General features: G+C 72.5%; 14 protein-coding genes and 1 tRNA gene. 6 read left to right on the top strand and 9 right to left on the bottom strand.

The features are described 5' to 3' along the window. Positions 1-100 precede the first annotated feature (100 nt). A complete protein-coding gene (gene ppc / locus ACQEVM_RS31170; protein ID WP_433085493.1) occupies positions 101-2,794 on the top strand; it encodes a phosphoenolpyruvate carboxylase in 2,694 nt (897 codons plus the stop codon). Between the two features lie 73 nt (positions 2,795-2,867). Here ppc and pth read toward each other — a convergent pair whose 3' ends face one another. The 5 genes from pth to ACQEVM_RS31145 form a co-directional block, all read right to left on the bottom strand. Further along, positions 2,868-3,458: an aminoacyl-tRNA hydrolase gene (gene pth, locus ACQEVM_RS31165; RefSeq protein ID WP_433084514.1), complete on the bottom strand. Its 591-nt coding sequence runs from the start codon at positions 3,456-3,458 to the stop codon at positions 2,868-2,870. Positions 3,459-3,548: 90 nt separating this feature from the next. Next, positions 3,549-4,130 carry a 50S ribosomal protein L25/general stress protein Ctc gene (locus ACQEVM_RS31160; RefSeq protein WP_433084511.1) on the bottom strand — a complete coding sequence of 194 codons (582 nt, stop codon included), beginning with the start codon at positions 4,128-4,130 and terminating at the stop codon, positions 3,549-3,551. A 192-nt stretch (positions 4,131-4,322) separates the two neighbouring features. Continuing rightward, on the bottom strand, positions 4,323-5,300 hold the full coding sequence (locus tag ACQEVM_RS31155; RefSeq protein WP_053679484.1) for a ribose-phosphate diphosphokinase: 978 nt from the start codon (positions 5,298-5,300) through the stop codon (positions 4,323-4,325). 134 nt (positions 5,301-5,434) lie between these two features. Further along, positions 5,435-6,880 (bottom strand): bifunctional UDP-N-acetylglucosamine diphosphorylase/glucosamine-1-phosphate N-acetyltransferase GlmU, encoded by a 1,446-nt coding sequence (gene glmU / locus ACQEVM_RS31150; protein ID WP_433084508.1) that lies wholly within the window; start codon positions 6,878-6,880, stop codon positions 5,435-5,437. Positions 6,881-6,988: 108 nt separating this feature from the next. After that, positions 6,989-7,060 (bottom strand) — tRNA-Gln (locus ACQEVM_RS31145). Positions 7,061-7,263: 203 nt separating this feature from the next. Between ACQEVM_RS31145 and ACQEVM_RS31140 the strand changes: the two genes are divergently transcribed. After that, positions 7,264-8,517, top strand: a complete 1,254-nt coding sequence (locus ACQEVM_RS31140; protein WP_433084506.1) for a sensor histidine kinase — start codon at positions 7,264-7,266, stop codon at positions 8,515-8,517. 60 nt (positions 8,518-8,577) lie between these two features. Here ACQEVM_RS31140 and ACQEVM_RS31135 read toward each other — a convergent pair whose 3' ends face one another. Both ACQEVM_RS31135 and ACQEVM_RS31130 read right to left on the bottom strand, forming a co-directional pair. After that, positions 8,578-9,096 carry an SUKH-3 domain-containing protein gene (locus tag ACQEVM_RS31135; protein ID WP_433084504.1) on the bottom strand — a complete coding sequence of 173 codons (519 nt, stop codon included), beginning with the start codon at positions 9,094-9,096 and terminating at the stop codon, positions 8,578-8,580. Between the two features lie 5 nt (positions 9,097-9,101). Beyond that, a complete protein-coding gene (locus ACQEVM_RS31130; RefSeq protein WP_267796216.1) occupies positions 9,102-9,632 on the bottom strand; it encodes a YwqJ-related putative deaminase in 531 nt (176 codons plus the stop codon). Between the two features lie 241 nt (positions 9,633-9,873). Here ACQEVM_RS31130 and ACQEVM_RS31125 point away from each other — a divergent pair, with 241 nt between their 5' ends. From ACQEVM_RS31125 to ACQEVM_RS31115, 3 genes are all read left to right on the top strand, one after another. Beyond that, complete coding sequence (locus ACQEVM_RS31125) at positions 9,874-10,869, top strand: SMI1/KNR4 family protein (RefSeq protein ID WP_433084502.1); 996 nt, start codon at positions 9,874-9,876, stop codon at positions 10,867-10,869. A 7-nt stretch (positions 10,870-10,876) separates the two neighbouring features. Then, positions 10,877-13,423 carry an SUKH-4 family immunity protein gene (locus tag ACQEVM_RS31120; protein ID WP_433084500.1) on the top strand — a complete coding sequence of 849 codons (2,547 nt, stop codon included), beginning with the start codon at positions 10,877-10,879 and terminating at the stop codon, positions 13,421-13,423. A 136-nt stretch (positions 13,424-13,559) separates the two neighbouring features. Further along, positions 13,560-14,438 carry a DivIVA domain-containing protein gene (locus ACQEVM_RS31115; RefSeq protein ID WP_433084498.1) on the top strand — a complete coding sequence of 293 codons (879 nt, stop codon included), beginning with the start codon at positions 13,560-13,562 and terminating at the stop codon, positions 14,436-14,438. Between the two features lie 204 nt (positions 14,439-14,642). On the opposite strand, the gene ACQEVM_RS31110 is transcribed toward ACQEVM_RS31115, so the two are convergent. Further along, positions 14,643-15,503 (bottom strand): alpha/beta fold hydrolase, encoded by an 861-nt coding sequence (locus tag ACQEVM_RS31110; protein ID WP_433084496.1) that lies wholly within the window; start codon positions 15,501-15,503, stop codon positions 14,643-14,645. 81 nt (positions 15,504-15,584) lie between these two features. Between ACQEVM_RS31110 and ACQEVM_RS31105 the strand changes: the two genes are divergently transcribed. Next, positions 15,585-16,142, top strand: coding sequence for an ABATE domain-containing protein (locus ACQEVM_RS31105; protein WP_433084494.1), 558 nt, complete (start codon positions 15,585-15,587; stop codon positions 16,140-16,142). Here the strand turns inward: ACQEVM_RS31105 and ACQEVM_RS31100 are convergent. Beyond that, positions 16,121-16,963 (bottom strand): hypothetical protein, encoded by an 843-nt coding sequence (locus ACQEVM_RS31100; protein WP_433084492.1) that lies wholly within the window; start codon positions 16,961-16,963, stop codon positions 16,121-16,123. The genes ACQEVM_RS31105 and ACQEVM_RS31100 overlap by 22 nt on opposite strands. Positions 16,964-16,986: the final 23 nt, after the last annotated feature.

Raw genomic sequence — 16,986 nt, 5'->3', positions numbered from 1 at the left:
AACACTGCAAGGAGCCGCACCTGTGAGCAGTGCTGACCAGGCCCCCCAGGCCCCCGTCACCCAGGCCGACACCGACCGGGCCGAAACCGCGAACGCCGAGCTGCGCGCGGACATCCGCCGCCTCGGAGACCTCCTCGGGGAGACCCTCGTACGCCAGGAGGGTCAAGACCTCCTCGACCTCGTCGAACGCGTCCGCGCGCTCACCCGCACCGACGGCGAAGCCGCCGCCGAGCTGCTCGGGGACACCGACCTGGAGACCGCCGCCAAGCTGGTGCGCGCCTTCTCCACGTACTTCCACCTCGCCAACGTCACCGAGCAGGTGCACCGCGGCAAGGAACTGCGCGCCCACCGCGCCGCCGAGGGCGGGCTCCTCGCCCGCACCGCCGACATGCTCAAGGACGCCGACCCCGAACACCTGCGCGAGACGGTCAAGAACCTCAACGTCCGCCCCGTCTTCACCGCGCACCCCACCGAGGCGGCCCGCCGCAGCGTCCTCAACAAGCTGCGCCGCATCGCCGCTCTCCTGGAGGAGCCCGTCACCGGCGCGGGCGACCGCCGCCGCCACGACCTGCGGCTCGCCGAGAACATCGACCTCGTCTGGCAGACCGACGAGCTGCGCGTCGTGCGTCCCGAGCCCGCCGACGAGGCCCGCAACGCCATCTACTACCTCGACGAGCTGCACGCCGGCGCCGTCGGCGACGTCCTCGAGGACCTCGCCGCCGAGCTCCAGCGCGTCGGCGTCGAGATCCCGGCCGGCACCCGCCCGCTCACCTTCGGCACCTGGATCGGCGGCGACCGCGACGGCAACCCGAACGTCACCCCCGACGTCACCCGGGACGTGCTGATCCTCCAGCACGAGCACGGCATCACCGACGCCCTCGAACTCGTCGACTTCCTGCGCGGGCTCCTGTCCAACTCCATCCGCTACACCGGGGCCACCGAGGAACTCCTCGAATCCCTCCAGGCGGACCTGGAACGACTCCCCGAGATCAGCCCGCGCTACAAGCGGCTGAACGCCGAGGAGCCCTACCGACTCAAGGCCACCTGCATCCGGCAGAAGCTCGTCAACACCCGCGAGCGCCTCGCCAAGGGCACCGGCCACGAAGAGGGCCGCGACTACCTCGGCACCGCCGAGCTGCTCACGGACCTCACCCTCATCCAGACGTCCCTGCGCGAACACCGCGGCGCCCTGTTCGCCGACGGCCGCATGGACCGCACCATCCGCACCCTGGCCGCCTTCGGGCTCCAGCTCGCGACCATGGACGTGCGCGAGCACGCCGACGCGCACCACCACGCGCTCGGCCAGCTCTTCGACCGGCTCGGCGAGGAGTCCTGGCGCTACGCCGACATGCCGCGCGACTACCGCGGCAAGCTCCTCGCGAAGGAACTCCGCTCCCGCCGGCCGCTCGCGCCCACGCCGGCGCCGCTCGACGCCGCCGGACAGAAGACCCTCGGCGTGTTCGGCGCCATCAAGGACGCCTTCGAGAAGTTCGGCCCCGAGGTCATCGAGTCGTACATCATCTCGATGTGCCAGGGCGCCGACGACGTCTTCGCCGCCGCCGTCCTCGCCCGCGAGGCGGGCCTCATCGACCTCCACGCCGGCTGGGCCAAGATCGGCATCGTGCCGCTCCTGGAGACCACCGACGAGCTGAAGGCCGCCGACGTCATCCTCGACGCCATGCTCGCCGACCCCTCCTACCGGCGCCTCGTCTCCCTGCGCGGCGACGTCCAGGAGGTCATGCTCGGCTACTCCGACTCCAGCAAGTTCGGCGGCATCACCACCAGCCAGTGGGAGATCCACCGCGCCCAGCGCCGGCTGCGCGACGTCGCCCACCGCTACGGGGTCCGGCTGCGCCTGTTCCACGGCCGCGGCGGCACCGTCGGCCGCGGCGGCGGCCCCTCCCACGACGCGATCCTCGCCCAGCCCTGGGGCACCCTCGAAGGCGAGATCAAGGTCACCGAGCAGGGCGAGGTCATCTCCGACAAGTACCTCGTCCCGTCCCTGGCCCGCGAGAACCTGGAACTGACCGTCGCGGCCACCCTGCAGGCCTCCGCCCTGCACACCGCCCCGCGCCAGTCCGACGACGACCTCGCCCGCTGGGACGCGGCCATGGACACCGTGTCCGACGCCGCGCACGACGCCTACCGCGCGCTCGTCGAGGACCCCGACCTGCCGGCGTACTTCTTCGCCGCGACCCCCGTCGACCAGCTCGCCGACCTCCACCTCGGGTCCCGGCCCTCCCGCCGCCCCGACTCCGGAGCCGGCCTCGACGGGCTGCGCGCCATCCCGTGGGTGTTCGGCTGGACCCAGTCCCGCCAGATCGTGCCCGGCTGGTACGGCGTCGGCTCGGGTCTCAAGGCCCTCCGCGAGGCCGGCCAGGACATGGTCCTCAGCGAGATGGGAGAGCGGTGGCACTTCTTCCGCAACTTCCTGTCCAACGTCGAGATGACCCTGGCCAAGACCGACCTGCGGATCGCCCGGCACTACGTGGACACCCTCGTCCCCGACGAGCTGAAGCACGTCTTCGCCCGCATCGAGGCCGAGCACGAGCTGACCGTCCGTGAGGTCCTGCGCATCACGGGCGGCCAAGAGCTGCTGGACTCCCACCCGGTGCTCCAGCAGACCTTCGCCGTCCGCGACGCCTACCTGGACCCGATCTCCTACCTCCAGGTCTCCCTGCTGGCCCGCCAGCGTGCCGCGGCCGAGCGCGGCGAGGAAGCCGACCCGCTCCTCGCCCGGGCCCTGCTGCTCACCGTCAACGGAGTGGCCGCCGGTCTGCGCAACACCGGCTGACGCACCCCGCACACGCAGGAAGCCCCCGCCGATCCGGCGGGGGCTTCCTGCGTTCCTGTGTACGCGGACTCCGTCAGGAGTTGTAGGTGGACTGCGCGCGCTCCAGGCCCTCCTGGATCAGGCACTCCACCGCGTCCGCCGACCGGTCGACGAACCAGTCCAGTTCCTTGCGCTCCGTGGACGAGAAGTCCTTCAGCACGAAGTCCGCCACCTGCATCCGGCCCGGCGGCCGACCGATGCCGCAGCGCACCCGGTGGTAGTCCGGTCCCATCGCCTTCGTCATCGACTTCAGACCGTTGTGTCCGTTGTCCCCGCCGCCCAGCTTCAGGCGCAGCGTCGGATAGTCGATGTCCAACTCGTCGTGGACCGCGACGATCCGGTCCAGCGGAACCTTGTAGAAGTCGCGCAGCGCCGTCACCGGCCCGCCCGACAGGTTCATGAACGACATGGGCTTGGCCAGCACCACCCGACGGTTCGCCGGGCCGGGCGGGCCGATCCGGCCCTCGATGACCTGTGCCCGCGCCTTGTGCGCCTTGAACTTGCCGCGCATCCGCTCCGCCAACAGGTCCACGACCATGAACCCGATGTTGTGACGGTTGCCCGCGTACTCCGCCCCGGGGTTCCCGAGACCGACGATCAGCCAGGGGGCCGTGTCGTCCGACATCAAAAGCTCCTTAACGAAGACGACCGCCGTCCCGCTCCAGTGGAGCCGGACGGCGGTCGTTCAGCACGTGCCGAGAGGGGAGGGCGAGGCTCAGGCCTCGGTGGTCTCGGCGTCGGCGGCCGGCTCCTCGGCCTGCGGGGCGACGACCTGGAGGACGGCGATGTCGCCGTCGACGGCCAGGGTGGTGCCCTTCGGGAGGACCAGGTCCTTGGCGTGGATGGTGGCGCCGGCCTCGAGGCCCGCGATGGAGACGGTGACCTCGGTCGGGATGTGGGTGGCCTCGGCCTCGACGGAGATGGTGTTCTGGAGGGTCTCCAGCATGTTGCCGCCGGCGGCCAGCTCGCCCTCGGTGACGATCGCGACGTCGACGGTGACCTTCTCGCCCTTCTTGACGATCAGGAAGTCGACGTGGGAGATCGTGCGCTTCAGGGGGTGCTTCTGCACGGCCTTCGGGATGACCAGCTCGGTGCCGGCGTCGCCGAGGTCCAGGGAGAGCAGGACGTTCGGGGTGCGCAGCGCCAGCTGAAGGGCGTGGGCGTCGACGTTGACGTGCTTCGGGTCGGTGCCGTGGCCGTAGATGACGGCGGGGGTCAGGGCGTCGCGACGGGCCTGACGGGCAGAGCCCTTGCCGAAGGTGTCACGGAGCTGGGCGGAAAGCTTGACCTCGGACATGCTCACTCCTCGTGGGGTGACGGAATTGGACGACAGTCACCCGGCCGGAACGGCCTGCTACGAAGAGCGCGTCGATAACGGAGTGCCGGCACCCGTGTGAACAGGTACGGCCTCCCTCGCCGAGCAACTCGTGGAGTCTACCCGGCCGGGAGGCCGTACCCAAAAGGATCTACCGCGCAGCGGTGGGAGCGATTACTGCTGCTCCTCGAACAGGCTGGTGACCGAGCCGTCCTCGAAGACCTCGCGCACGGCGCGCGCGATCATCGGGGCGATCGACAGCACCGTGATCTTGTCGAGCTCCAGGTCCGACGGGTCGGGCAGGGTGTTCGTGAACACGAACTCGCTGACCTTGGAGTTCTTCAGGCGGTCGGCCGCGGGGCCGGACAGGATGCCGTGCGTGGCCGTCACGATGACGTCCTCCGCGCCGTGCGCGAACAGCGCGTCGGCGGCGGCGCAGATGGTGCCACCCGTGTCGATCATGTCGTCGACCAGGACGCAGACGCGGCCCTTGACCTCACCGACGACCTCGTGGACGGTCACCTGGTTGGCGACGTCCTTGTCGCGGCGCTTGTGCACGATGGCCAGCGGCGCGTCCAGGCGGTCGCACCAGCGGTCGGCCACGCGCACGCGGCCGGCGTCCGGGGAGACGATCGTGAGCTTGGTGCGGTCCACCTTGGCGCCGACGTAGTCCGCGAGGACGGTCAGGGCGGACAGGTGGTCGACCGGGCCGTCGAAGAAGCCCTGGATCTGGTCGGTGTGCAGGTCGACGGTCAGGATGCGGTCCGCACCCGCCGTCTTGAGCAGGTCCGCGACCAGGCGCGCCGAGATCGGCTCGCGTCCCTTGTGCTTCTTGTCCTGGCGGGCGTACCCGTAGGACGGGACGATCACGGTGATGGAGCGGGCCGACGCGCGCTTCAGCGCGTCGATCATGATCAACTGCTCCATGATCCACTTGTTGATCGGAGCCGTGTGGCTCTGGATCAGGAAGCAGTCCGCGCCACGAGCCGACTCCTGGAAGCGGACGTAGATCTCACCGTTCGCGAAGTCGAAAGCCTTGGTCGGCACGAGGCCGACACCCAGCTGGTGTGCGACCTCCTCGGCCAGCTCGGGGTGGGCGCGGCCGGAGAAGAGCATCAGCTTCTTCTCGCCGGTCGTCTTGATCCCGGTCACAGCACTGTCTCCTCAGACGTGTGGAAAGCTGCTCGCCCCCGTGCGCGTCCGTCCCGCACACGGTGAGCCAGCCGAATTGCGTGCACCTATCACGGTACGCCGTCCAGGGCGTACCTGTTTCCGGTCAGTTCACCTCAACGGCCGTCGGAGTCCTCCGCGGCCACCGACTGGGCCGCCGTCGCCGCGGCGCTCCCCGGACGCTTGCGGGCCACCCAGCCCTCGATATTCCGCTGCTGGCCACGGGCCACGGCCAGCGCGCCGGCCGGGACGTCCTTCGTGATCACCGAGCCGGCCGCCGTGTAGGCGCCGTCCCCGATGGTGATGGGCGCCACAAACATGTTGTCGGAGCCCGTCTTGCAGTGTGAACCGATGGTCGTGTGGTGCTTGTTCTCGCCGTCGTAGTTCACGAACACGCTGGCCGCGCCGATGTTCGTGTACTCGCCGATGGTCGCGTCGCCCACGTACGAGAGGTGCGGCACCTTGGTGCCCTCGCCGATGGTCGCGTTCTTCATCTCGACGTAGGTGCCGGCCTTGGCCTTCAGGCCGAGGTTCGTCCCCGGACGCAGGTACGCGAACGGGCCGACGGACGCCGACTCGCCGATCACGGCGGTGTCCGCCACCGTGTTGTCGACGCGGGCCCGGGGGCCGACCCGGGTGTCCTTCAGGCGGGTGTTGGGGCCGACCTCGGCGCCCTCCGCGACGTGCGTGTTCCCCAGGAGCTGCGTACCGGGGTGGATGACCGCGTCCTGCCCGAAGGTGACCGTGACGTCCACCAGCGTGCTCGCCGGGTCGACGACGGTCACGCCGGCCAGCATCGCGTTCTCCAGCAGGCGCGCGTTCAGCAGGGCCCGCGCCTGGGCGAGTTGCACCCGGTTGTTGATCCCGAGGATCTGACGGTGGTCGGCGCCGATCGCCGCGCCGACGCGGTGGCCGGCCTCGCGCAGGATGCCGAGGACGTCGGTGAGGTACTCCTCGCCCTGGCTGTTGTCCGTGCGGACCTTGCCCAGCGCGTCGCTCAGCAGGGCCCCGTCGAACGCGAAGACCCCCGAGTTGATCTCACGGATCGCGCGCTGCGCGTCGGTGGCGTCCTTGTGCTCGACGATCGCCGTGACGGCGCCGTCGGCGCCGCGGATGATGCGGCCGTAGCCGGTCGAGTCGGGCACCTCGGCGGTCAGCACGGTGACGGCGTTGCCGTCGGCCTCGTGCGTGGAGGTGAGTTCGGCGAGGGTCTCGCCGGTCAGCAGCGGGGTGTCGCCGCAGACGACGACCACGGTGCCGGCCTGTTCGCCGCCGAGTTCTTCGAGGGCCATCCGGACGGCGTGTCCGGTGCCGTTCTGCTCGTACTGGACGGCCGTGCGGACATCGGTGTCGATGTCGGCGAGGTGCGCGGTGACCTGCTCGCGTGCGTGGCCGACGACGACCACGAGGTGTGCGGGGTCGAGCTCGCGCGAGGCGGCGACGACGTGACCGACGAGCGAACGCCCGCTGATCTCGTGCAGAACCTTCGGTGTGGCCGACTTCATGCGGGTGCCTTCACCCGCTGCGAGTACGACGACGGCTGCCGGGCGGGTTGCGCTCACGGGGGTGCCCTTCGGCTTCGGGGGTGGACCCGTGAAGGATAGCCGGGGGCGGGAGGGCGGAAACGAAGCCGGGTCCCGACCGGAGGTCGGGACCCGCATGTGTGAAAGCTCCCCCGCCAGGACTCGAACCCGGACATAAGGCACCAAAAGCCTCAGTGCTGCCAATTACACCACAGGGGATCAATCGTGACTTGACCGGACATTACTCCCTGGTGGTCGAGTCGACGAGACCTACTATGCCGCACCACCACCCCTCATCGCGACGGTATGGATCGGTGCCTTGCGGTACGCGCGTCGCGCGACGCGCGTGAGGGGTGTCGCGCACTTCGGCCGCGGGAATTTCGCTCGCCTGCCGCCCGGGGCCCCTGCGTAGGCTGGACGGCATGACCAGTACGGGGGAAGAGCGGGACGGGATGGGGCGCGACGGCCCCTGGTGGTGGGAGAGGCGGCGGAGCGCCGCACTGGACGTGGGACTCGGCGTGGTGTCGGCCACCGAGTGCGCCGTCGAGGGGGTGTCCTTCGCCCACGAGGCCGGCATTCCCGTGGCCCTCGGGGTGCTGTTCGGGATCGTGGTGGGGGCCACGCTCGTGCTCCGGCGCAGGTGGCCCATCGCCGTGGTGCTGGTGGCCATCGCCGTGACGCCCGCCGCGATGGGGTTCCTCCTCGCGGTGGTGGGCCTGTACACGCTGGCCTCCTCCGACGTGCCCCGGCGGATCACCGCCACGCTCGCGTCGATGTCGCTGGCCGGGACGTTCGTCGTGATGTACATGCGGACGCGCGGGGACGTGGAGGCCGACGGGACGCTCGTGATCGTGCTGTCCGTGTTCGTGGCGGTGGCGCTGACCGTGCCGCCGGTGCTCCTCGGCCTCTACATCGGGGCGCGCCGCCGGTTGATGGAGAGCCTCCACGAGCGCGCGGACTCGCTGGAGCGGGAACTGTCGCTGTTGGCGGACCGGGCCGAGGAGCGGGCCGAGTGGGCCCGCACGGAGGAACGGACGCGGATCGCGCGGGAGATGCACGACGTGGTCGCCCACCGGGTGTCGCTGATGGTGGTGCACGCGGCGGCCCTGCAGGCGGTGGCCGTGAAGGACCCGGTGAAGGCCGTGCGGAACGCGGCCCTGGTGGGTGACATGGGACGGCAGGCGCTGACGGAACTGCGCGAGATGCTGGGCGTGCTGCGGGCCGAGTCACCGAAGCCGGCCAGCGCCTCCCTGGCGCCGGCGTGGGCGGGGATCTTCGAGGACGGGCCGTCGATCGGCGAGCTGGAGGCGCTGATCGGGCAGTCCCGCACGGCGGGGATGGTCGTCGAGCTGGACGTGCGGGGCGAGTGCCCCGGCTATCCGGCGGAGGTCGAACAGACCGCGTACCGGGTGGTGCAGGAGGCGTTGACCAACTGCCACAAGCACGCGCCGGGCGCGAAGGTCGTCGTACGGCTGGCCCACCGGGACGGCGAGGTGGCCATGCAGGTGGAGAACGGGCCGTGTGACGGCAAGGCCGCCGAACCGCGACTGCCGAGCGGCGGCAACGGCCTGGTGGGGATGCGGGAGCGGGTGCTCGGACTGGGCGGGGTGTTCGTCTCGGGGCCGACGGAGGACGGCGGCTTCAAGGTGTCGGCGGTCCTGCCGCGCGAGCGGTAGGAGGCGCCTTCCCGCAGACGTCCTTCGGAGGTCGGGGGCGGGCCCCGACCTCCGACCGGGTCAGCCCGTCGTGAGACGGACCGGCTGGAGACCCGTCAGGAGCAGGGCCAGGGCATCGTCGAGGCTCGCGCCGAGGAACCAGTCCCCGGTGTGGTCGATGCCGTAGACGCGGCCCTCGCGGTCGATGGCGAGGTGCGAGCCGCCGTCGGTCTCGGCGCCGAGCGGGCTCAGCTCCGTGGACAGGGCGCGCCCGAGGTCGCAGAAGGTGCGGGCCAGGTGGAGCCCGGTGAGCGGGTCCAGGCGCACGCGGGCGGGGGCTATCTGACGGCCGGGCCCGGGGCCGGCAACGGTCAGACCGCCGAACTCCGCCCAGGCCTCGACGGCCGCGGGGAAGACGGTGTGCCGGTGCCCGGCGGGGGTGGTGTGGTCGCGCAGGGCGTCGGCCCAGTACTCGGCCTGCTTGATGTCCCAGCGGCCCGGCTCCCAACCGGCGGTGCGCAACGCGGAGTCCACCGGCCCCGGGAAACGGGTGGCCGAGGAACGGTCGTAGGAGGCGGACGAGGGGGACGAGGTGCTCATGGCGGCTACTCGGAGTGGGTGAGGTCGACGGAACGTACGCCGAAGTGGGCGAGGAGGGCGTCGCAGGAGCGGCACGGGGGCGCGTAGGTCCCGTGGAGCGGGTCGCCGTCCTCGCGGATGCGACGGGCGGTGATCCTGGCCTGTTTCAGTGAACGGCGCGCCTCGCTCGCCGTCAGCGGTTTGCGGGACGCGCGCTTGCTGCGGGCGCCCTCGACGCCGGCGAGGTGGCGGGAGAGGAGCATCGCTTCCGGACATCGGCCGGTGAACCGTTCCCGCTGTCCGCTGGTGAGGGTGTCGAGGAAGTCCTGTACGAGCGGGTGCAGCACGGGTGGCTGGTCGGCCTTCCCGGCGGTGCCGGTGAGGGTTTCCCCGCGTACGGAGAGGGCGGCGGCGACGGTGGGGAGGATGCCGTCGCGCCGGAAGCGGAGCACGGGGACGGCGGGGCCGTCGGTGCTGCTCCAGCGCAGACGGGGATCGCCGGCGGGACCGGCTTCCGTCGGTTCCGTCCGGTCTGTGCGTGTTGCCGTGTTCTGCATGCTGCGTGTTCCCTCCCGTGGCGGCGGTGCGGGCCGCTGTCGCGCACGCCCCCGTGCTGCGGGGACAGCCTGTCAAATGTCCCCTGTGGTGGGGAAGCGGGGTCGAATATTCGTATCAATTCGGCTCTTCCCACCCCACGTGAGGGGGTGTGGCCGGCATGCTGCTTCGGCTGCGGGTGAGCCCCTTGCCGGAGCACATAGGCTGTGGTGAACCAGCCAGATCCAGCAGGGGGCTACCGCCATGACGACAGGTCGGCTCGGGCAGCAGGCCGCGCCACCCAACGCCGCTTACTCGGGGCAGGTCGTGCATTTCCCGGACCCGGTCCGGGCCGCTCGGCATCCCCACGGAGTACGGATCAGCGGGGACGGGCATCCCGATTTCTCGCCCTACGCGCGCGCCGCGGTGGAGATCGCCGAGCCGCCGGAGGGCTTCGGCGTGGACGAGCTGCGCCTGACGGACTACGTGTCCGCCAACGCGGCGATGCGGGGGGCGGGCCACGAGCTGTGGGACACCGTCGGCCCGGTGGCGACACCGCACGGATGGACCTGGCACCACGTGGCCGGGACGCGGCGGATGGAGCTGGTCCCCGTCGAGGTGAAGGCGCTGCTGCGGCACCACGCCGGACTGGCGACGGCGCCCGTGGACCACGAGAAGCGCGGCACGCGCCCCCTCCAGGAAGTGCGCCCGGCGCACCTGGGGCTGCCGAAGTCGGTGGTGTCGGTGTCCGAGCAGCAGGTGCAGGGCGTCGAGGAGGACCTCGGCTACCGGCTGCCGGAGGCGTACCGGGCGTTCCTGAAGGCGGCGGGCGGCTGCGCGCCGGTGGGCGCGGGCCTGGACGTGGACCTCGGGGTGCTGGTCGACCAGCCGTTCTTCACGGTGCGTGAGGAAGCGGCGGTCAACGACCTCGTCTACGTCAACAAGTGTCTGCGGGACCACCTGACGAAGGACTACCTGTGCGTGGCCTTCGCGCAGGGCGGGCTGCTCGCGGTGAAGGTGAAGGGCGAGGGGATCGGCTCCGTGTGGTTCTCCCCGTACGACGACGCGCGCGACCGGGACGGCTGGTCGGTGCAGGAGCGCGTGGAGCGGCTGTTGCTGCCGTGCGGTGCCGATTTCGACGCCTTTCTCGAACGCTTGGCGGGTAACCCGCCGGAGCTGGAGACGGTGGCCGGTCTGATGGTGGACGGCGGATTCGCTCGTTCGGTTCCGGTGGCGGGTTCCGCGCCGGTGGAGGGGTGACGGCGCGATGGTGACCTTCGCACAGGCGCAGGAACGCGCCGAGGAGTGGATCAACGGGGACGTGCCCGCGTACCAGCACCGCGAGGTGCGCGTGCGGGAGTTCGGGCTGGGCTTCGTGGTGTGGGCCGAGGACCGGGCGGCCGGTCCGGTGTCCGGCGGTGGCCGGCAGCGGCTGGTCATCGCCCGGGACAGCGGCGAGGCGACGCTGTGGCCGGGGCTGCCGGTGGGTGAGGTGATCCGGCGGTACGAGGAGGAGTACGGGGCCGCGACCGTTCCGGAGGGCTCGGAGGCCTCGGTCCCGCCGCCGCGGATCGACTCGGAACAGACCTCGTTCATGCTGAGTCCGCCCGAGTGGTTGCAGGAGGCGGCGGACCGTGCGGGGATCCCGCGGGCCCCCGCCGCGGACTCGCCGGACGCGGCCCTGTCGTCCGGTGCGGGACCGTCGTCCGACGAGGCCGCGGGTGTGGGTTCCGGTTCCGGGTCGGGGGCCGTTCCGGCGGAGCCCGCCGTCCCGGTCGGCGGCCCTTCCGTGCCCGCCGCCCCGGCGCCCGGCACGGCCGACGCCCCGGGTGACGTCGTACCGCTGCGGCGCGGCGGCGAGATTCCGTACGAGCCGACCGCCAACGACGGGTTCCCGATCGGCGCCACGCCGTGGGCCGGTACCGATGTGAACTCCGGCGCGGACGAGGGTTCCGTGCCCCTGCCGGCGACGGTGTTCGCGCCGCCGCTGTCCGGGTCGGACCGGGAGGACGCGCCGGCCGCGGCGGCCCCCGACGCGCAGACCCAGCTCATGGCCGGTGGCAGCCGGCTGCCGCGGACCGCGGTCGTGCCCGCCCTGGGGCACGGGCCGGACGCGGGCGACATCGCCGACGCGCCGACGAGCAAGGCCCAGCTCTCCCGGCCGGGGTCGGGCGCTTCCGTGAGCCCGCCCGGGCCGCCCGGTCCGCCCGGTGCGCCCGGAGCCTCCGCTCCGGGGCAGCCGCCCGTGCCGCCCCGGCCGCCGGGTGTGCCCGGTGGTGGGGTGGATCACGCGGCGACGATGCTCGCGGGTCCGGGTGTGGGTGCGGCGGGGCCCGGTGCGCCGACGCCTCCCGGTCCGCCCGGGGTTCCGGGTGCGCCCGGTGGTTCCGGTTTCGCCGGTCCTCCCGGTCGACCCGCTCCTTCCGGTGGCGGGATCGATCACGCCGCGACGATGTTGGCGGGCCCGTCCGTCGCGCAGCCGCCCGGTCCGCCGGGTGCGCCGGGTGCGCCCGGTGGTGGGGTGGATCACGCGGCGACGATGCTCGCGGGTCCGGGTGTGGGTCCGGCGGGTCCCGGTGCGCCGACGCCGCCGGGTCCGCCCGGTTCTCCTGGTGGCGGCATCGATCACGCCGCGACGATGTTGGCGGGCCCGTCCGTCGTGCAGCCGCCCAGGCCCCCCGGCGCGCCCGGGGCTCCCGGTACTCCCGCCGGCGGGACGCCGCACCACGCCGCGACGATGCTCGCCGGCCCCGGCGTGCCCCAGCCGCCCGGTCCGCCCGGCGCACCCGCCGCTCCGGTGCCGCAGCACATGGCACCGGCGCCGGCCGCGTCCGGCGCGCCCACCGTCGGCCCCGGCTACCAGGCCGTGCTGCGCTACCGCGCGCCCGACGGCTCCGAGCAGCAGCTGATCCGCCGCTCGGCGCCCGGCACCCCGCACCCCGAGTGGCAGATCCTGCACGAGCTGCGCGCCATGAACGTGCCGCCGCAGCAGGTACTGGAACTGCACACCGAGTTGGGGTCCTGTGAGCTGCCCGGCGGCTACTGCGCGCGGATGATCCGCGAGACCTGGCCCCAGGTCCGGATCACCAGCGTGGCCCCGTACGGGACGGATCACGCGAGCCGTCAGCAGGGCATGCGGCACCTGATCACCCACCAGAGCGAACTCCATCAGGTGGCGGACGGGCCGGCGCGTCCCGCGCCGGTACGCGCGCCGCTGCCGCAGGTCCCCCTCCAGCCGGCGATCCCGTTGGAGGCCATCGCGCAGGAGTTGGCGGGGGCGTTCGGTCCGCAGGGCGTGTTCCGCTTCGACCAGCGGGCCGTGTCCCGGCAGGGCGTGCCGGAGATCGTGGCGCAGACCCTGATGTGGTCGGGGCTGCCGGTGGACTTCGGCCCGTTCTTCTGGGCGCAGGCCGTGCCCGGTCAACCGGTGCCGACACTGGCCGAGTTGGCGGCGCAGCGACAGGTGCAACCGGCATCGGACGCGGGCTCGTACCTGGTCGTCGGAAGCGACTTCGGCAAGGCGCTCTGCGTGCAGTACGGGACGGCGCACATAGTGGCGGTCCCGGTGGAGGCCGGTCCGGGCGGTGCTCCGGTACCGCCGCAGTTCGTGAACTCCAGCCTGCCGCAATTCGTGCGGTCGCTGGCGATGTTGGGACACATGTGGCGGCTGCGGCAGCACCTGACGCCGGAGCAGGCGGGCCGCTGGACGGTCGATTTCCAGACGAATCTCGCGGGCCTCGACAGCGCGGCGCTGGCGTCGCCGGAGAGCTGGTGGTCGGTGCTGCTGGAACAGATGTGGGACGGACTCCTCTGACCCGCGGGTCCGTGTGAATGGCCGGGCCGGAACCCTCGAACGGGGTTCCGGCCCGGCCATTCCGGCTTCTGCTCGCAAATGACGCATCCTTGACAGGAATCCCCGCGAGAGAGGCGCTTCCAGGATGAGTGCACCCATGTCACCTCACGGTCCCCATGGTTTCGCGACCGTGCGCGGCCGCGGCTACCGGCCGGAAGAGGTGAACCGGTACCTCGTGCGCCTCTCGGCCGGCCGGGACGAGGCCTGGGAGCGAGTGGCACGGTTGACCGTCCTGGCCAAGCAGATGGAGGCGGAGGCGGAGCTGCTGCGCGAGCGGGTCGCCTCGCTCGCCCCCCAGACGTACGACGAGCTGAGCGAGCGGGCCCGGCGGATCCTGCTGCTCGCGCAGGAGGAGGCGGACTGCGTACGCGCCGACGCGCGCGCCGACGCGTTCACCACCCAGGGCGCCGCCGAGGCGCACGCGGACCGGGTGACCGAGCTGGCGCGACAGGACGCGGAAGCGGTACGGGAACAGACCGAGGTCCGGGCCCGACAGGGACTGCTGCGGGCGCGCCGGGAAGCCGACGACGCCCGGGCGGAGGCCCGGGACGACGCGTCGGCCTGGCGGTCGCAGGCGCACGCGACCCTGGTCGAGACGCGCCGCCGGTCGGACGAGCTGCTGGCGGAACGCGAGCAGGAACACGCGGACCGCCGGGATGCGGCCGAACGGGAACTGGCGGCGCGGGAAGCCGAAACGGAAGCCCGGCAGACGGAGTCGGAACGCCAGGCCGACGCGCGGTTGGCCGACGCGCGGCGGGCGTTCGCCGAAGCGGAGGAATCGGCGCGGCACGGACAGGAGGACGCCGAGGCCCGGGCGTCCGAGGTGCTGGCGCAGGCGCGGGTGCGGGAGGAACGGGTCGGGCGGGAGACGGAACGGATCCTGCGGGAGCACGGGGAGGCGCAGGACGAGATGCGGGCGCACATGAACCACGTGCGGGCCAGCCTGGCCGCGCTTACCGGGAGGGCGCCGGCCTGAGCCCTGGCCGGGCGGGGGGGGCGTGGTCGGGACGGGGTGGGGTGTCGTCCCGGACTGTGCGGTGCAGGCGCCCCGGGGCGGTGCGGCCCGTTCGACCTCGCCGGCCGGTCCCGCCGTCCCCGCCTCGCCGACGTTTGAGGCGCGAGGCGGAGCCCCGTCACGCTCGGCGGGGGCGGGGCCGCTTCGTGCGGTGGTGCGAGGCGGTCAGAGGGTGGGGAGGAAGGCCGCGATCAGGGGGGCGATGGTGGGGAGGTGGGTTTCGAGGGCGAAGTGGCCCGCGCCCTCGAAGACGTGCACCTCCGCGTCCGGCGCGTCCCGCAGGTACGCCTTGGCTCCCGCCGGGGTGAAGAAGGGGTCGCCCGCGCCCCAGAGGACCAGGACGGGGAGCCGCGCCGAGCGGAGCCACGCCTGCCAGGCGGGGTAGTGGGCGAAGTTCGACGCGTAGTCGAAGGCCAGGTCGGCCTGGGCGTCCGCGCGGCCGGGGCGGGCGAGGTGGTGGAGGTCCAGGGTCCAGGAGTCCGGGGAGATCGGCGCGGTGTCGGCGACCCCCGTCTCGTACTGGAAGCGGACGCCCTCCTCGGCGAAGAGTCCGCGGACCTTCTCCTCGTCGCCGGGGACCTCCCGGCGCAGGCCGGCGAACGCGCGGGCCGCGTCCGACAGTCCCTCCTCGTACGCGTTGCCGTTCTGCACGATGAGGCCCGTCACCCGCTCCGGTCGGCGTGCGGCGATCCGCAGGCCGACCGGGGCGCCGAAGTCGAAGACGTACAACGCGAAGCGGTCCAGGGCGAGGGCGTCGGTGAAGCCCTCGACGATGTCCGCGAGCCGGTCGAAGGAGTACGTGAACCCGTTCGGGGTCTCGGTCCGGCCGGAGCCGGGGTAATCGGGGGCGATGAGCCGGTACGGGGTGTCGGCCAGGGCGTCCATGAGGCGGGCGAACTGGTGGGAGGAGGTCGGGAAGCCGTGCAGGAGGAGCAGCACGGGGGCGTCGGCCGGGCCGCTCTCGCGGTAGGCGACGGTGACGCCGTCCACGTCGACGGTGCGGTGCTGGATCCGGGCCACGGTCATCACATGCCTCCTGGGGTGCTTGTTCCATTAGTCTCGGGGAGCGGGGCTAATGGGTCAAGGGGGTTGGGTACCATTAATGGCGTGACTGTGAACTTTCCGCTCATCGGCGAGCACCTCGCGCTCGACCTGCTGAACACCCGTCCCGCCGACGGAGACCTCATTGCCGAACCCGAGGGCCTGACCGGGTGGTTGGGCGAGGAGGCCGGGCGGCTGGGGCCGGTCGCCGGCGGGGTCGGGGAGGCCGAGGTGGCCGCGGTGGTCGCGGTACGGGAGGCGGCGCGGGCCGCGTTGGCCGCCGTACGGGGTGGTGAGAGGCCGCCGGTCGACGCGCTGCGCGTGCTGAACGCGGCCCTGGCGGGCGCCCCCGCCCACCGGGCGCTGGACTGGACCGCCGGATCGGGGCTGACGGCCGATCGCGTGCGCCCGACCGTCGATCCGGCGGCGCGCCTCGCGGCGGAACTCGCCGAGGGGGTGACGGAGCTGCTCACCGGGCCGCGGGTGGGGGAGGTGCGGGAGTGCGAGGGGCCGGAGTGCGTGCTGCTGTTCCTCCCGGCGCACCCGCGGCGGCGGTGGTGCGTGGCGGGCGCGTGCGGGAACCGGGCCCGGGTGGCCCGCTACTACGCGCGGCGTCGGGCCTGACCGGGGATCTCGGGGCGCGGGTGGCGGTAGGGGTCGCTCCTGAGGCCGTGTGAGGTCACCACCACGGTGAAGGTGGGCGCGGTCCCGTCCGGGAGGGGGGCCGTCAGGGTGGACGTCGTGGGGTCCAGGGTCGAGGGGACGGCCGTGTCGTCCACGCTCACCCGGGCGTCCTCGAAGCCGCCGCCCGACACCGTGAGGACGCCGTCGGCGAGCGCGACGTCGGTGATCACCGGGTTGGCCCGGGTGGCCATCTTGTTCACCAGGTAGGCGCCCGCCGGGGCGCCGGTCAGGGCCCAGATCTCCGAGGGGAGGCGGGGGAGCCCGCCGCCGACGTCCGACAGGAAGAACAGCACGACGTAGAGCATCGTGACCGCGCTGAGGGCGACGTACTGGAGGTCCATCAGGTCGGTCCGGCCGCTGTCGTTCGCGATGAGGTCGCGCAGGGGTCGTCGGCCGCCGGGTGTGGGCTTCGGGGCGGGTTTGGCCATGCTGCCGTTCTCCACGCGCACCCCGACGACGGCCTTCGCCGCGATGAGGGCCACGTACGGGCCGCCGAGGAGCGGCAGGTACACCGTGGTCAGCGAGGACAGCGGGCCGTGTTCGCCCTGGAACCAGTCGACGCCGCCGCCGGCCGTCAGTCCGTACGCGAGGATCGCCAGGAGCAGCCAGAGCAGGATCACCGTCCAGGCCAGGGCCAGGGTGGTGGAGGTGGAGAGCCGGCCGTCGCGCCCGGTGACGAAGCCGGGGTTGCGGCGCAGCCGCAGGGCGACGGGGCAGGTCAGGGCGGCCAGTAAGAGCAGGGCGAGGAGTGCGGAAGTCATGGTGTTCCCCCGGGTGGTGTCCG

Origin of the sequence: Streptomyces sp. CA-243310 (assembly GCF_050936775.1) — a bacterium.
Lineage (GTDB): Bacteria > Actinomycetota > Actinomycetes > Streptomycetales > Streptomycetaceae > Streptomyces.
Note: the sequence above shows the minus strand (reverse complement) of the source record. Positions and strands in the feature narration are given on the sequence as shown.

Coding starts and splice junctions, on each gene's coding strand:
- pth (WP_433084514.1), bottom strand. CDS start 3,458: ATGTCGGACGACACGGCCCCCTGGCTGATCGTCGGTCTCGGGAACCCC.
- ACQEVM_RS31160 (WP_433084511.1), bottom strand. CDS start 4,130: ATGTCCGAGGTCAAGCTTTCCGCCCAGCTCCGTGACACCTTCGGCAAG.
- ACQEVM_RS31140 (WP_433084506.1), top strand. CDS start 7,264: ATGACCAGTACGGGGGAAGAGCGGGACGGGATGGGGCGCGACGGCCCC.
- ACQEVM_RS31135 (WP_433084504.1), bottom strand. CDS start 9,096: ATGAGCACCTCGTCCCCCTCGTCCGCCTCCTACGACCGTTCCTCGGCC.
- ACQEVM_RS31130 (WP_267796216.1), bottom strand. CDS start 9,632: ATGCAGAACACGGCAACACGCACAGACCGGACGGAACCGACGGAAGCC.
- ACQEVM_RS31125 (WP_433084502.1), top strand. CDS start 9,874: ATGACGACAGGTCGGCTCGGGCAGCAGGCCGCGCCACCCAACGCCGCT.
- ACQEVM_RS31120 (WP_433084500.1), top strand. CDS start 10,877: ATGGTGACCTTCGCACAGGCGCAGGAACGCGCCGAGGAGTGGATCAAC.
- ACQEVM_RS31115 (WP_433084498.1), top strand. CDS start 13,560: ATGTCACCTCACGGTCCCCATGGTTTCGCGACCGTGCGCGGCCGCGGC.
- ACQEVM_RS31110 (WP_433084496.1), bottom strand. CDS start 15,503: ATGACCGTGGCCCGGATCCAGCACCGCACCGTCGACGTGGACGGCGTC.
- ACQEVM_RS31100 (WP_433084492.1), bottom strand. CDS start 16,963: ATGACTTCCGCACTCCTCGCCCTGCTCTTACTGGCCGCCCTGACCTGC.